The 14,365-nt window shown below is 51.9% G+C and carries 13 protein-coding genes and 1 tRNA gene; 4 read left to right on the top strand and 10 right to left on the bottom strand.

Translation table 11 applies throughout. The features are described 5' to 3' along the window. The first annotated feature begins 20 nt into the window (after positions 1–20). Together WC772_00550 and WC772_00555 are read left to right on the top strand one after the other, a co-directional pair. Positions 21–1,022: a hypothetical protein gene (locus WC772_00550; protein MFA6169248.1), complete on the top strand. Its 1,002-nt coding sequence runs from the start codon at positions 21–23 to the stop codon at positions 1,020–1,022. Positions 1,023–1,071: 49 nt separating this feature from the next. After that, the gene (locus WC772_00555; protein ID MFA6169249.1) at positions 1,072–3,249 is read left to right on the top strand and encodes an HD domain-containing protein; all 2,178 of its coding nucleotides are present in this window, start codon (positions 1,072–1,074) and stop codon (positions 3,247–3,249) included. Here the strand turns inward: WC772_00555 and polA are convergent. After that, positions 3,246–5,930 (bottom strand): DNA polymerase I, encoded by a 2,685-nt coding sequence (gene polA / locus WC772_00560; GenBank protein ID MFA6169250.1) that lies wholly within the window; start codon positions 5,928–5,930, stop codon positions 3,246–3,248. The genes WC772_00555 and polA overlap by 4 nt on opposite strands. A 37-nt stretch (positions 5,931–5,967) precedes the next feature. After that, positions 5,968–6,537 (bottom strand): hypothetical protein, encoded by a 570-nt coding sequence (locus WC772_00565; GenBank protein MFA6169251.1) that lies wholly within the window; start codon positions 6,535–6,537, stop codon positions 5,968–5,970. A 140-nt stretch (positions 6,538–6,677) separates the two neighbouring features. Here WC772_00565 and WC772_00570 point away from each other — a divergent pair, with 140 nt between their 5' ends. Continuing rightward, a complete protein-coding gene (locus WC772_00570) occupies positions 6,678–6,884 on the top strand; it encodes a Com family DNA-binding transcriptional regulator (GenBank protein MFA6169252.1) in 207 nt (68 codons plus the stop codon). Positions 6,885–7,009: 125 nt separating this feature from the next. Here the strand turns inward: WC772_00570 and eno are convergent, their stop codons facing one another. Both eno and WC772_00580 read right to left on the bottom strand, forming a co-directional pair. Further along, the gene (gene eno / locus WC772_00575; protein MFA6169253.1) at positions 7,010–8,344 is read right to left on the bottom strand and encodes a phosphopyruvate hydratase; all 1,335 of its coding nucleotides are present in this window, start codon (positions 8,342–8,344) and stop codon (positions 7,010–7,012) included. 37 nt (positions 8,345–8,381) lie between these two features. Further along, positions 8,382–8,457: transfer RNA gene (locus WC772_00580), tRNA-Gly, on the bottom strand. Positions 8,458–8,561: 104 nt separating this feature from the next. On the opposite strand from WC772_00580, the gene gpmI reads away from it, so the two are divergent. Continuing rightward, a complete protein-coding gene (gene gpmI / locus WC772_00585) occupies positions 8,562–10,193 on the top strand; it encodes a 2,3-bisphosphoglycerate-independent phosphoglycerate mutase (GenBank protein MFA6169254.1) in 1,632 nt (543 codons plus the stop codon). Here gpmI and eda read toward each other — a convergent pair. The 6 genes from eda to WC772_00615 are packed head-to-tail and all read right to left on the bottom strand — an operon-like array spanning position 10,190 to position 14,355. Beyond that, on the bottom strand, positions 10,190–10,771 hold the full coding sequence (gene eda / locus WC772_00590; GenBank protein MFA6169255.1) for a bifunctional 4-hydroxy-2-oxoglutarate aldolase/2-dehydro-3-deoxy-phosphogluconate aldolase: 582 nt from the start codon (positions 10,769–10,771) through the stop codon (positions 10,190–10,192). The two genes, gpmI and eda, sit on opposite strands and share 4 nt — an antisense overlap. After that, complete coding sequence (locus WC772_00595) at positions 10,772–11,728, bottom strand: aldolase catalytic domain-containing protein (GenBank protein MFA6169256.1); 957 nt, start codon at positions 11,726–11,728, stop codon at positions 10,772–10,774. Between the two features lie 50 nt (positions 11,729–11,778). Beyond that, positions 11,779–12,258, bottom strand: a complete 480-nt coding sequence (locus WC772_00600; GenBank protein MFA6169257.1) for a hypothetical protein — start codon at positions 12,256–12,258, stop codon at positions 11,779–11,781. After that, positions 12,233–12,385, bottom strand: coding sequence for a hypothetical protein (locus tag WC772_00605; protein ID MFA6169258.1), 153 nt, complete (start codon positions 12,383–12,385; stop codon positions 12,233–12,235). The genes WC772_00600 and WC772_00605 overlap by 26 nt, the downstream gene beginning before the upstream one ends. A gap of 58 nt (positions 12,386–12,443) precedes the next feature. Then, positions 12,444–13,754 carry a dihydrolipoyl dehydrogenase gene (gene lpdA / locus WC772_00610; protein MFA6169259.1) on the bottom strand — a complete coding sequence of 437 codons (1,311 nt, stop codon included), beginning with the start codon at positions 13,752–13,754 and terminating at the stop codon, positions 12,444–12,446. Then, the gene (locus tag WC772_00615) at positions 13,744–14,355 is read right to left on the bottom strand and encodes a TatD family nuclease-associated radical SAM protein (GenBank protein ID MFA6169260.1); all 612 of its coding nucleotides are present in this window, start codon (positions 14,353–14,355) and stop codon (positions 13,744–13,746) included. The genes lpdA and WC772_00615 overlap by 11 nt, the downstream gene beginning before the upstream one ends. Between the last annotated feature and the right edge of the window lie 10 nt (positions 14,356–14,365).

The following is a 14,365-nucleotide window of genomic DNA, read 5'->3' on the forward strand; positions in this document are numbered from 1 at the left end:
TTTATCGATAAAGATAAGAGATGAGCATTATCGAATCGCACAAAATGGGCTTGCGGATCATCAACGCTGCTTTGCGGCCGAAAACGCCGGACCCTAAGGCCATTCGCGCGGCGCTCCGCTGCGTTTCCGACCCGATCAAACATCTCGCGGGATCGGAAGCGAATAGATTTGCCGAATTTGTCACCCGTGACACAAGCGGCGCGGTCCGGGTTTTAAGAGATCGGGCCGGAGCGCTCGTCTCCCGCTATACTAAAGAATTCGCGCAGGAAGAATTCCGCGTCAATCCGCCGCATCTGATCGCCGACCAAACCGGGAAATTATTGGTCGCTAAAAAAGTCGCGCCCGAGCAGTTCATCCTCTGGCAGGATGAAGGGCCGGTGCCGCTCCATCCGGCCAACGAAATCTCCGGCTCCCTGTTAATGTCGGCCCTCGGCGCGCCGAGTTACGACTCCATGACCAGAGGGAGAGAATACGAATATTTCGGCTATCTGCCGGGCATTGATCTGGCTTCGGCCAAAGAAAACGGTTTGCTGGGCGAAATTGAAAAGCAACCGGAGCTGCGCGAAAAAATATTTTTCGGCGTCGGGATCGCGCTGGCGCACGCTTACATCATTGGCGCCAGAGATCGGTTCGGCGGGATAAGGTTTGACTTTACGACGCTGGAATCGGCGACGGCGGCCGAAGTTAGGAACGGACAAAGGGTCGTTTGCCAAAATATCGATCTTTCTTCCTCGCTTGACCAGCGGGTGTTTGACCGGGGGTTCGCCGGTTTTTGGAACGCGTTTTCTCGTTTTACCCCCGACTCATTTAAGAGAGAGGGGCGCTTTTTCACGTTAAACGACGTTATCCTTCATGGCTTTTTGTCGGGCTATGGAACGGCCAAAACTTATTTTCGCCAAAATGAGGGGCGTTCGTCTGATTTGATCAGGAACAATGCCGGAAATAAAGCGGCGCTGATCTTTGCCAACTTGGCACTGCCGATCAATGAGATTGAAAAAGCGGTCAAAAAATATCAAACCTGAAATTTCTTCCTCCCCCCGGCGATGAAATAGGGGGTTTATTCCCTTAATTATGAAAACAGTCAGGGCAAGCCAATTAATACTCCCTTATTTTCGGCCGCGCTTGATCGAAGGGTCAAGTGACGGTCCGGTTATACGCCTGCCAGTTAAGCCGGCGAAATTACCGAACTGGTTTAAACTGCTAACTGCGACCCTGGATGGAAAAGACTTCGCGGTAATGAACCGATGTTACGCTCATTGCCGGAGCCAACTCACTTCATCATTGAAGGAAAAGTGCACGGAGACCGAAAGGGCCTTGATCGACCGGGCCTTTGATCTCGCTTGGCGGGCCCATTACGGACAATTCCGTAAAAGCGGAGAGCCGTATATTATCCACGGTATGGAAACTGCCAAGATTGTCCGGCGGTGGGGGTTGGGGGCGGAAGAGGTTGCGGCGGCGCTTTGCCATGACGTGATCGAAGACGGCTGGTTAAACGGCCGGAAAATCAATAAAGAATATGTCGCCGGTCTTTTAGGCGAGCGGGTTGCTCATTTAGTCGATGGCATTACTGAACTGGGGAAGGAGCCGGACTATGTCGGTAAGAAACCGTCCAAGGAATATATCATGCGTAAATTGCTTGATGCCGCTTCCCTTGACCTGGCGGTTTTGATCATCAAATTTGCCGATCGACTGCACAACATGCGGACGCTGGCTTACACAAAGAACGAATCGGCCAGAAAAAAAGCGGCCGAGACCCTTTATGTTTACAGCCGGATCGCCGATATTTTGGGGATGTGGACCTTGAAACGGAACTTTGAGGATTTGGCCTTTAAATATCTGGAGCCGAAAATTCACCAAACGATCAAAGAGCACCGGGACATGATCATCAAAGAAAGTGAAGCTAAGATCAACGGTATACTGGCTGACTTGGAAGAGAAGCTGGCCCCGGTCCAAGGACGGATCAAACGGGAGGTCAGGGGGATTTTTGAACTTTATCAAAGATTCGGCCTGCGCGGCAAGAAATTGACCGATATCGCCGCCGACGATATCTGGCGGGTCTGCGTTATTGTGCCTGATGAGCCGCTGTTAGCCGGACTTTCCAATTGTTATTTGGCGGAGGGAATGGTCCACCAGCATTATCGTCCGGCGCAGAATCAAAAGATCGAGGACCATGTTTACGAGGCTTGTCCCAATGGACATCGCTTTCTTCACACTTATGTTCAAGTTCCCGGAGGCCAGCTATTGATCCAAGTCAGGGAGAGAACGATGTACCGGGAATATCGCGGCGGGGTCTTGGCGAGCGTACGGAAAGACCGGGACTGGCACAGTTTGAACCGGCGCTGGCTGGAAGCGCTACGGAAGCATCTGGGGCGTGAATTCAGCTTAAACGAAGCTGATCTATATAAGATTATTGCCGCCGAAAGCGCGCCGATCACCGTTTACACCCCGAACCGGGGACGTCCATTCGAATTTCCCAAGGGGGCGACCGCCGTGGATTTTGCCTGGCAATTCAGGCCGGAGGGGGCGCTTCGGGCCGTCAGCGCCGAGATCAACGGTCATAAAGAGCGGCCGTTGTCCGATTCGTTAAAAGACGGGGACAGAGTTTATATTGAAACCAGTCCGGAAGCGCGTCCCAACCTGAACTGGCTGGAATTTGTCAGAACACCGGCGGCCAAAGCGGGCATAAAGAGTTACTTCCAAGCGCTGAATGATAGGGAAAAGATGGGCTTAGCGCTGGAATATTTGCATGAGAAACTTAAATCTTATTTCTTGCCGGTCAAGGCCTTTGTTTCTTCCAGTTATTTCGGGGTTTTCTTGGCCAGGAACGGCTATCATTCCTGGCGGGAATATTTACGCCGGGTCGGTTCGGGAGAGATCGAAACCAGCGGTTTAGTTTTAGCCGACTTTGTGGCAGAGTATCAGACCTTGATCCGGGACCACTCTTCCAAGCTTGATCCGATCGGCTTCAAGCTCATCGGCCGGGATGAACCCGGTTTGATCGGGAAAATAACCGGTAAACTTTTTTCTCTTGGAATGAATATTTCCTGCAGTTTTTCCCGGACAGAGATCATTAACGGCCAAGAAATGGGGGTCGTTACTTTAGTCGTGAAAGGGGTCGGCGGCGACGCCGGCAAAGTCCAAACGATGCAAATCGCGGCCATTCTTCGCTTTACCGACGGGATAACTAGTTTTGTGCAGTTGGGGGAGTTGGAAATTGAAGAGCTTGAAACGGCCTTGAGAAATGTTTAACTTTTAGCTTCCGCCCAATTCCTGCCGCTGCCGACATCGACCTTCACCGGCACTGCTAATTTAACCGCGCTTTCCATTTCCCGGGTCACGATCCGGGCGGCTTGTTCTACTTCATCTTTGGCGCATTCAAAAACCAATTCGTCGTGAACTTGCATGATCATGCGGCATTTTACATTTTGCATTTTTAATTTTTCATTTACTTTGACCATTGCCAGCTTGATCATATCAGCCGCGCTCCCCTGAACCGGGGTGTTGATCGCCATCCGTTCCGTGGCCGAACGGAGCCCGGCGTTGGGGCTGTTGATGTCTTGGACCGGTCGCTTGCGCCCCAGCATGGTGGTGACGTAACCGTTCTCCCTGGCTTCTTTGATCGTTTTATCGATAAAGGCTTTGACCCCTTGGTGTTTAGCGAAGTAACGTTCAATAATGGCCGCCGCTTCGGTCCGTTTAATCTTCAATTGTTTGGCCAGGCCGAAATCGGAGATCCCGTAAATAATGCCGAAGTTGACCGTTTTGGCGTCGGAGCGGGAGATGCCGAGCTCGTCGGCCGTCCGCTGGTGGATATCGGTCTCTTGGTTGAAGGCTTCAAGCAGGACCGGGTCCGAGCTTAAGTGGGCGAGGACCCGAAGCTCGATCTGGGAATAGTCGGCCGCCAGGATCAGCTGGTCGGCTTTTTCCGGGACGAAGACGGAGCGGAGCCTTTTTCCCCAGTCGCCGCGGGCCGGGATGTTCTGGAGATTTGGTTCAGAGCTGGAGAGCCGTCCGGTGGCGGTGATCGTCTGGTTGAATGAGCTGTGGATCCGGCCGGTCTTGGCATTGATCAGGGTTGGCAGAACGTCGATGTAGGTGTTCTTCAATTTGGTCAGTTGGCGGAAGTCGATCAGTTTCTCGGCGATCTCGCACTTGCGGGCGGCCAGCTCTTCTAAAACTTCGAAGTCGGTTGAGGGCCCTGTTTTCCCTTTCTTGATTACCGGGAGCAGCAACTTGGTGAAGAGGATCTGGGCCAGCTGTTTGGTGGAGTTTATGTTAAAAACTTCTCCGGCGATCGCGTGAATATTACGTTCCAAATCTTTTAACTCAAGATCGATTTCCTTGCCTTGTTCGGCTAAAAGTTTGGTGTCGACTTTAACCCCGGTCTCTTCCATTTCGATCAGGATGGCGAGGAGGGGCATTTCCACCTCATTAAAGAGGCTTTCCAGTTGTCCCTTAAGGGCGAGCTTAAAGATCTCGTAGAGGCCGAAAGTCGCTTCCGCATCGCTGGCGGCGTAATCGGTCGCCAGGTCGATCGGCACGTCGTTGAAGCTTCCGGCGTCCTTGCCGATCAATTCCAGTAGTTCGATCATTTCCCGGCCGAGGAACTGTTTGGCCAAAGCTTTCAGCCCGTACTTGCCGCTGGTCGGATCGATCAGATAAGCGGCGACCATTGTGTCAAAGAGGGGATTGGCGACTTCGACTCCGTGGTTGTTCATGACCTCAATGTCGTATTTCAAATTATGGCCGATCTTTAAGGCCGCTGACGAAAAAAGTGTTTTCAGCTTTTCCAGGGTCGGCTGCAGCGGCAGTTGGGTTTGGTTTTTGTGTTGGAGAGGGACATAGTAAGCGCTTTTGCTTTCGCAAGAGAAGGAGATTCCGACCAGCTCCGCCTCAAAAGTGTCCAGACTGGTCGTTTCGACGTCAAAAGCAAAAGCTTCGGCCCGGCCTAAAACCCCGATCATTTGGTCAAGCGCGGCCTCGTCTTTGACACAGGTGAAATTCAGTTTGGCGATCTCTTCCCGTTTTTGTTCGATCGCCTTTTCCTGGTATTCGATCAGGCCCTGGCTGTACTTTTTATAGAGACTGCCAAATTCAAACTTTTTGAAGACCGGGAGGATCTTCGTCCAATCGATCGGGGCGCGGCGGCTATGCTCGAAATCGATCTGGATCGGAGCGTTAGTGACGATCGTTCCCAATCGGCGGCTAAGGTCGGCCAGGTGGCGGTTGTTCTTGAGGTTCTCTTTGAGGGCCGGCTTTTTTATCTTCTCGAGATTCTCGTAAACTCCTTCCAAAGTTCCGTATTCTTTTAATAACTCGATGGCTGTTTTTTCTCCAACCTTGGGGACGCCGGGGATATTGTCCGAGGTATCGCCTTTCAATGCTTTGTAGTCGATCAGCTGTTCCGGTTTTAAACCGTCATATCGTTCGCCTACCTCTTTTGGTCCGTAGAGGAGGGTGTCGGTGATCCCTTTCCTAGTAGCGAGGACTTTGATCTTGTCATTGACCAATTGGAGAGGATCAAGGTCCCCGGTCAGGATCGTGACGTCATAACCTTCCTTGCCGGCTTCAACCGCCAGGGTCCCGATAATGTCGTCCCCTTCGTAACCGGCCAGTTCGTAAATGGGGATCCCGAAAGCCGCGGCGACCTCTTTAACGTAGGGCATTTGTTCATGCAGGGTCGGCGGGGCTTTTTGGCGGGTCGCTTTATATTCCTTATATTCAGTGTGCCGGAAGGTCGGTTCCGGCCGGTCAAAAGCGATGGCGACGAAATCGGGCTGACCGTCGAGAACCTTGATCAGCATGGTGGTAAAACCGTAAATGGCGTTGGTCGTGATCCCGCTCCCTGTTCTCATCGTGTCAGGGAGGGCGTAAAAAGCCCGGTAGGCGAGGGAGTTGCCATCGATTAGGATGATGTGCTTGGTTGTCATCTCTTTATTATATGGGGGGAGGGGGCTGGGCGCAAGGTTAAAAGTTTAATTGGCCACCCAAACTGATAATGTAGGCCGGATTATGTCCCAAGTAAGCGGTGTGGATCAAGGCCGGCATGGTGAGCTCAAGATTTAAATTTAAATTACGGACCTTAAAATCCATTCCCAGACCGGCGTTTAAGTCGGCTGAAACATCGCTTCCCCCAAATTGGAAATAAGTTGTCCCTTTTTTCCAGAAACAATTTGAACCATAAAGGCCGGTGCCGATAAGCAGATAGGGCTTGACCGGCCCGAAATAATCACGATAAAAAAGATGGCTCACATTAAAAAAGGCGCCGGTTTGTACTAGAGTGGAGACCAACACTTCTTTGAAAACATTTTGATCGGCGATAAAACCGAATTCCAGCGCGGCGGTATAATAATCGGTGAAATCGTATTGGTAACTAACTTTCAGAACGGTCCCTGATTCGGAGGACGCGCTATTCCAATATTTAAAATTATTAATGATCCCGTAACTTGTTTCGAGGCTAAAATGACCAGGATCCGCTAGGGCGCAACCAATAAAAAGTACAGTAATGCTAATAATTAGAACGGCTATTTTTCTCATCTATAACACCGCCTGTTTCTTTCTGAAGGAATTATATAATGGCGGGGAAAAGAAAACAAGGCAAATTCCCTGAAATTTCAAGGAAAGCCCCCCGATAACCATTTGGAGCCAAACAAACCCTTTATGAGGAGGAAAGAGCTATGTTAAAAGATTTTCGTTGTAAATTCTGCCATCGGTTATTGGCCAAAGTAGGGGATGGAAGCCGGGTTGAGATCAAATGCCCGAAATGCAAGACGATGAACCTCTACCAGGATGAAACCGTTATCGTTTACGAGATTCCCGAAAATAACGTCACCAAGAAGATCCTCGAACGCGGCATTGTTAAGTACGACCTGATACAGGAATAGCTTACAGTTACAGCTTAAAGCTGTAAGCAAGTAGAGATAATCAGATAAGAGAAGAGGAAGCTGGCCAAACCAGCCTTCCTCTTTTTTTTATCTTAGAGCTTTAAGCTGTAAGCTTAAAGCTTTCCCTATCTTTTTGGATTGAATCCCGCCAACCCGATAAATTTCGCTTTATCTCCAAGAATTTCTTCAATCCTTAGCAACTGATTGTACTTGGCGACCCGTTCAGAACGGGCCGGGGCGCCGGTCTTGATTTGACCGGAGTTAGTCGCGACTGCCAGGTCGGCGATCGTTGAATCTTCGGTTTCGCCGCTCCGGTGGGAGGTCATGTAGGTGTAACCGGCGTTCTTGGCGATCTCCATGGTATAAAGAGTCTCGGAGAGGGTCCCGATCTGGTTGAGCTTGATCAGGATCGAGTTAGCGGTTTTGGCCTTGATCCCTTTTTTGAGGAAGGTCGGGTTGGTGACGAAGAGATCGTCGCCGACCAGTTGGATCTTGCCGCCGAGCTTTTCGGTGAGGAGCTTCCAACCGTCCCAATCGGCTTCGGCACAGCCGTCTTCGATCGAGATGATCGGGTACTTGTTGCACCATTCAACGTACATATTGACCATCTCTTCGGAGGAGAGGGCGCGCCCTTCGCTCTTGAGCTGGTACTTGCCATCCTTAAAGAATTCGGTGGAGGCGGGGTCGAGCGAGAGATAAACGTCTTTACCCGCGACATAACCGGCTTTTTCGATCGCTTCCATGATCACTTGAAGGGCTTCTTCGTTCTTGGTCAGTTTCGGTGCAAAGCCCCCTTCGTCGCCGACGGTCGTCGCCAGGCCGCGATCTTTCAGGACTTTCTTTAAGCTCTGGTAAACTTCAGCTCCGACCCGGAGGGCATCGGAGAACGAGCTGACCCCGGCCGGGGAGATCATGAATTCCTGGAGTTCAATGTTCCAACCGGCATGGGCGCCGCCGTTCATGACGTTCATGTTGGGAACGGGGAGAATGGTTGCTTTATCGCCGCCGATATATTGGAAGAGCGGCACGCCGTAAGAGGCGGCGGCGGCTCTGGCGACCGCCAGTGAGACGCCGAGCAGGGCGTTGGCGCCGAGGTTGCTCTTGAATTCGGTCCCGTCGAGCTCGAGCATCAGGTTATCGATCTTTAGCTGTTGGTGGACCGGCATTCCGAGCAGTTTCGGAGCGATCTTTTCGTTGACGTTTTTGACGGCGGTGTAGACCCCTTTGCCGCCGTAGCGTTTGTCGTCTTTGTCGCGGAGCTCGAGCGCTTCATTGGAGCCGGTCGAAGCGCCGGAGGGGACGGCCGCCCGGCCGAGGGTTCCGTCCTTGAGGATAACGTCGACTTCGACCGTTGGGTTCCCGCGGGAATCCATGATCTGCCGTCCGACGATCTTTTCGATCTTGGCTTTGGAACTTGCTCTTTCACCGATGAAAAAATACTCTTCCGCTAGTCTGACCATGATATAAACTCCTTCTGAATAAAATTTGGCAAAAAAATGGAGCGGGAGACGAGGCTCGAACTCGCGACCCCGACCTTGGCAAGGTCGTGCTCTACCAACTGAGCTACTCCCGCCCGTTTGAGCAAGTCTATTTTAACATATCAAGTGATAAAATTCAAAACAGCCGTTTAACCGGCGAATTAATTCGCCGGTTAAACATTATGATATAATTAAAAACATGGAAAATACCCCGGTCTATTTATGCATCCTCGATGGCTTCGCCCTTGGCGAGAAAAGCGCCAAGAACGCGATTTACGACGCTATTGAGCAGGGGAAGGCCCCTTTCATTAAAGAGCTGTTCGAAAAACACCCTTATGCCAAATTGGAATGTTCCGGTCTGGCTGTTGGCCTCCCGGTCGGGACGATGGGGAACTCCGAAGTTAACCACCTCAACATGGGGGCGGGGCGGATAGTTTACCAGTCGATCGAGCGGATCAACGTGGCGATCCAGGACGGTTCCTTTTTTACCAACGATGCACTAATGGCGGCCGTCACTAACGCTAAACAACAAGGCGGGGCCCTTCATTTGATGGGGTTACTGCAGGGTCATAGCGGGACGGTCCACGCCAGCATCAAACACCTCTTTGCCCTTTTGGAACTAGCTAAAAAAGAAGCCCTGCGGACGGTCTACATTCATCTCTTTACTGACGGTCGCGATACCAACCCGAAAGCGGCCGGGGAGATCTACCTCAAAATGTTGGAAGACAAGATCGCCGAGCTTGGGCTGACCTCCGTAGCTAAGATCGCGACCGTGATGGGGCGTGAACTGGCAATGGACCGGGATACCGCCTGGGACAAGACCTTGCTGGCGATGAAATGCCTGGTGAACGGGGTTGGGGAGTTTAAAGCGGTGACCGCTAGGGAAGCGATTGATTCCTCCTACTCGCGAGGCGAAACCGACGAATTTATTCGGCCGACGGTAATTAGCGGCTATACCGGGATGGGACCGGTCGATTCGATCATTTATTTCAACTTTCGCCAGGACCGGACGATCCAACTGACGGTCGGTTTCTGCGAAAGCGATAAGAAGTTTTTCAATTACAAAAAGGGGACCAAACTGATCGACGATGAGACTTATGCCCAGATCCAGGCCTTGCGCGCTAAACTGAAACAGTCGGTCTTTGTTGCCATGACCGAGTATTATCATGGGGTTAACGCTTTGACCGCTTTTCCGGAAAAAGAGATTCCCGAAACGGTCGGGGAAGTTGTTTCCAAAGCCGGGTTAACCCAGCTCCGTCTGGCCGGTCCCGAAAAGTTTGCTCATGTGACCGGCTGGTTTTCCGGCCGCCGGAGCGACCCTTTCCCTGGCGAAGAGCGCTATCTTGCCCAGGATATGACCCTGAAGGCCCGGACCGAAGAAGGGAAACATTATGACTGGGTGCCGGAGATGACCGCTTTCCTGGAGACTGATTACTCCCTCAAAGCGATCGCCGAGCAGAATTATTCGCTGATCGTTCACAACTTCCAGAATTGCGACATGGTCGGCCATACCGGCAACTTGGCGGCGGCGACCGAAGCGATTGCCGACCTCTCTAAATGCCTGGAGAAACTTGTTCCCGCCTGGCTGGCGAAAGGCGGGATCTTTATCATTACCGCCGATCACGGCAATGCTGATGAGATGAAAATAGATAATAAAGGGAAAGAGGTTGTTAGCACCCAGCATTCGCTCAATCCGGTCCCTTGCTGGGTCTTAGGGAAAGAAGTGAAGTTGAAAGAGCAGGGGATCATCCCCGACGTTGGCGTCACCGTCCTCGACCTGATGGGACTGCCGATCCCCAAAGTGATGACGGCGAAAAGCCTGTTAGACTAGAGCGCGGCCATTAATTCTTTGATCTTCTTCTCAATTTCGGAGAATTTTCCGTTATTCATCAGCTCGTGGTTAAAAACTGAAGCCCCAATTGCCACTGCCGCCGCCCCCGCGGCAAAAAATTGTTTGATGTTTTGTGGAGTCACGCCGCCGCAGGCGAGTAATTTAATATCGTTAAACGGCCCCTTGAGTTCTTTGATGTAATCGGGGTCGCCAACCGCTTTGATCGGGAAAACTTTGACCATGGTCGCTCCCAACTCCCAGGCGCAGTAGACTTCGTTTGGCGTTAGCGCACCTGGATAGACGGGGATCCCTTTTTTCCGGCAGAAGGCGATCGTGTCCGGGTCGGTAATGGGGGAGACGATAAAGCTGGCTCCGGCGGCGACCGCCGCTTTCGCGTCCCTAACATTGAGGACGGTGCCGGCTCCGACCGGAAAACGTTTGGTAGCCATGGCGATCTGTTCCAGGGAGTTTGGGGAATTGAGAGTGATTTCCAGCTCTTTAATGCCGCCAGCCATAGCCGCTTCAATGACGGGGAGGATGTTATCGGTGGTGGCGCCGCGAATGATGCCGAGGATCATTTAACTAATGACGGCGTCGTTTTGCAGGGCGCGGTAAAACTCGCCGAAGCTCTTTTTGATCTTGCCAGCCCGATATTCGATGGCGGCGCGCGGGTGCTGGTTCAGGACGCCGGTGATCATATCGGGGATCAGGTAGCCCCATTCGAGCTTTTCCCGCAGAGGGATAAATTCCTGTTCGATCACGTCGAGGATCGGATCGAGCCGGAATTTAGGGTTCTTAAGGAAAGCAAGCAGGAGCTCGAGCGGGCAATTACCGGCCGCCCGGCCGATGCCGAAGATCGTGGCGTCGAGGAAATTCGCCCCTTTGCGGATCGCTTCTATAGTATTGGCGAACGCCAGCTGTTGGTTATTGTGGCAGTGGATGCCGACCTCGATCCCTTTCGGTTTCAGGTAGGCGGCATATTTTTCGATGAAAAAATGGATCTGTTCGGAAAAGAGGGAGCCGTAGCTATCGACGCAGTAGACCGCCTTGACCGGAGTGGCCGAAAGCTGGCCGAGCGCCTCTTCCAGGTCGGGCAGAAGGGCGGTGGAGACCGCCATGATGTTGACCGTAGTCTCATACCCTTTGTCGGCGCAATGCTTGACCAGGTCGATCGCTTTGTCAACGTCTTTGGCGTAGCAGGCGACCCGCATCATGTCGATAACGCTATCTTTTTTAGGGAGGATGTCGACCGGCTCGACCCGGCCGATGTCGACCATCGTCGAGATCTTGGCTTTGGTCTCTACTCCTTCGATTATCTGGCGGAGAAAATCTTCAGAGCAAAACTTGGCCTTGCCGTACTTGTCCGGCGAAAAGTATTTAGTGGAAGCTTTATAACCGATCTCAATATAGTCGACGCCGGAAGCGGCCAGCGCTTTGTAGGTCGCGCGGACGAACTTGTCTTCAAAAAGATGTTCGTTGATCAGCCCGCCGTCGCGGATCGTGCAGTCGAGAACCTTAATTTCTGGTCTGTACATATAGACATTATACCTCACGAATGAAGATTTTTAAATATGCAGCGCCAGCTTTATTTGTTTTTGAGTGCTTTGAGGTACTGAATATCGAGTAGATCCTTTGGTGCGGAACGGAGTTTTTTTAAGAGGATTAAATCGTCAATGCAAGGGAGATTAATTTTTAACCCGCCGGGGTCTTTGGCGACAACTTTTCTATCGTAGATCTCCTGGAAAATTATTTTTCCGGTCTTAGCCGAAGACAAGGCTTTAGCCCGAAAGACATCGACGGCTATATCGTTTTCCAGCTTGAATTTGAAAGTCTTTTTGAGCTCTTTTTCCGGTAAGTTTGGATATAAGCCGAAACTCTCGGCGATTTTAAGCAATAAACTGGTGTTTTCTTCCGAGCCGTCAATGTAAATATCGTAATCCATACTTTGAACCGGACCGCCGTAAGCGATAACCGCTTGTCGGCCGATCAAAAGATATTTTACTCCTTTATCGTGAATGGCTTTGATAAATTGGAGCGGTTCAGGTAGATTTTTTAAATCCTTCAATTTTTAATCCTCGTAAAATTTTGACCGCTTCCTGTTGAGAAAAAGATAAGGTTAGCCTTTTAACCAAATTAAACTTTTTAAACCAGGCGATATTTTCAATGATTTCTCTGTTTTTTGACTTCTTCATGTCTAAATATTAACATGGCCAACATGAATAAACAATCATAGGGGGCAACGGACTAGGCTTAAATATGCAGCGCCCGCTTGAGGACCGCTTCGGCCGCTTCCTGCATCCCTTCGGGATAAGAGGGGTGGGCTTGAAAAGTTGAACCAAACTGCTCGATCGTTAAGCTGTTCTTGATTGCCAGCGTCGCCATGCCGATCAGGGCGGTTGCTTCCGGACCGATGATGTGGACCCCGAGGATCTTCCCTTTTTCGTCGGCGACGAACTTAATGAAGCCTTCGATCTCTCCCATCGCCCGGGCGATCCCGAGCGCCCCGAACTGAAATTTACCGGTCAAGATATCGGGGTTTTTCGCCCGAGCCTCTTTTTCGGTAAGGCCGACCCCGGCGATCTCCGGTTGGGTGTAGATGCCATAGGGGACGCAGTCATAATTATAAGTTCGGCTGTTTCCCAGGGCATTCTCGGCGGCGATCACCCCTTGTTCGTAAGCGACGTGAGCAAATTGTTTCAAGCTGACCAGGTCGCCGACGGCGTAAACCCCGGGGAGGCTGGTTTCCATTTTTTCATTGACCCAGACCCGTTTGCCGTCCAGCTTCAAGTTTAATCCTTCAAGCCCCACCAGGTTCGGCACCCGGCCGACGCAGACCAGCGAAACGCCGCCGGTTTTTTGCGGGTCAAAAAATGTCCCGGTTTTCACTTCGACTTTCCTCCGTTTAAGGAGCCGTCCGACCAGCGCGACGATTTCATCGTCAACCCCGGGTAGAATTTCCGGCTGGGCTTCGTAGATCGTGACCGTGGTCCCGAGCGCGCTGTAGATCATGGCAAAGTGAAGGCCGATGACGCCGCCGCCGACGATATCGAGTCGGGGGGGAGGAGAAGTTAGTTCCAAAGCTTCGTCACTGCAGATGACCTTCTTGCCGTCATGGGTGACCCCCGGCAGATTAGCGGAGAGGGAGCCGGTGGCGAGGATCATGGCCCGCGACTGAACGTCGCGGTTGCCGACCTTGATCCAACCTGCGGATTGGACTTCCCCTTTCCCTTTGATCAGCTCAATCCCGTTCTTTTCGATCAGCCTGGCCAGCCCTTTTACCAATTTGGCGACGACTTCGTTCTTGCGGGCAATGACCTTGGCAAAATCAATGGCGATGTTTTGAGCGGAGAGACCGAGGCTCTCGGCCTTCTGCATTTTCTCGTAAAAGTTGGTGCAGGCGATAAGCGACTTGGTCGGGATACACCCCCGGTTTAGACAGGTCCCGCCGACCTGGTCTTGTTCGATCAGGGCGACTTTGGCCCCGAGCTGGGCGGCCCGGATCGCGGCGGCATAACCGCCGGGACCACCGCCTAAAACCACCAAATCGTAGTTATTTGACATATTTCTCCTCGTAATAGGGGCGGACCCGGAATTTTACTCCCAGGTCGGCCGCGATCTTCCGGCAGGCCTCAACATCGACGGTGGGGAGGTTGAGGACCGAGACTTCAATCTCCGGGATATAGGTTTTGGCCTCTTTGATGAAATCAAGGACCGCCTGGTAACTTTTTTCTCCCAAAGCTGGTTGGCAGATTTGGTTGTAGAGCTCGGCGTTCTGGGCGTTAAGGCTGATCGACATGGCGTCGATAAGCCCCTTTAATTCCGGCAGGATATTTTTACCCCAGAAGAGGTTGCCGGTCCCATTGGTATCGATTCGGATAGTGGGGGTCGGTCCGCCCGCTTTAATCTTTTTAGCGATCTCTTTGACCACGTCGAGACGGACCAGCGGTTCGCCATACCCGCAAAAAACGATCTGCGGGTATTTTTTCGGGTCGCCGATCGCCGCCATGACTTCATCGGCGGTCGGTTCACGGTCGAGCCAGAGGGAATACTCCTGGTTGAACTTCCTGGCTTTGTTGCGGATGCAAAAGCCGCACTCGTTGGTGCAGCGGTTGGTGATGTTCAGATAGAGATTTTCCCCTACCGGATAAGCGATTGTCTGCATGACAGAATTA

Source organism: Candidatus Margulisiibacteriota bacterium, from assembly GCA_041661965.1.
Lineage (GTDB): Bacteria > Margulisbacteria > WOR-1 > O2-12-FULL-45-9 > XYB2-FULL-48-7 > XYB2-FULL-45-9.

Bases quoted from the DNA above. Each gene is read 5' to 3' on its own strand.
- WC772_00550 (MFA6169248.1), top strand. From the start codon at position 21: ATGAGCATTATCGAATCGCACAAAATGGGCTTGCGGATCATCAACGCT.
- WC772_00555 (MFA6169249.1), top strand. From the start codon at position 1,072: ATGAAAACAGTCAGGGCAAGCCAATTAATACTCCCTTATTTTCGGCCG.
- polA (MFA6169250.1), bottom strand. From the start codon at position 5,930: ATGACAACCAAGCACATCATCCTAATCGATGGCAACTCCCTCGCCTAC.
- WC772_00565 (MFA6169251.1), bottom strand. From the start codon at position 6,537: ATGAGAAAAATAGCCGTTCTAATTATTAGCATTACTGTACTTTTTATT.
- WC772_00570 (MFA6169252.1), top strand. From the start codon at position 6,678: ATGTTAAAAGATTTTCGTTGTAAATTCTGCCATCGGTTATTGGCCAAA.
- eno (MFA6169253.1), bottom strand. From the start codon at position 8,344: ATGGTCAGACTAGCGGAAGAGTATTTTTTCATCGGTGAAAGAGCAAGT.
- gpmI (MFA6169254.1), top strand. From the start codon at position 8,562: ATGGAAAATACCCCGGTCTATTTATGCATCCTCGATGGCTTCGCCCTT.
- eda (MFA6169255.1), bottom strand. From the start codon at position 10,771: ATGATCCTCGGCATCATTCGCGGCGCCACCACCGATAACATCCTCCCC.
- WC772_00595 (MFA6169256.1), bottom strand. From the start codon at position 11,728: ATGTACAGACCAGAAATTAAGGTTCTCGACTGCACGATCCGCGACGGC.
- WC772_00605 (MFA6169258.1), bottom strand. From the start codon at position 12,385: ATGAAGAAGTCAAAAAACAGAGAAATCATTGAAAATATCGCCTGGTTT.
- lpdA (MFA6169259.1), bottom strand. From the start codon at position 13,754: ATGTCAAATAACTACGATTTGGTGGTTTTAGGCGGTGGTCCCGGCGGT.
- WC772_00615 (MFA6169260.1), bottom strand. From the start codon at position 14,355: ATGCAGACAATCGCTTATCCGGTAGGGGAAAATCTCTATCTGAACATC.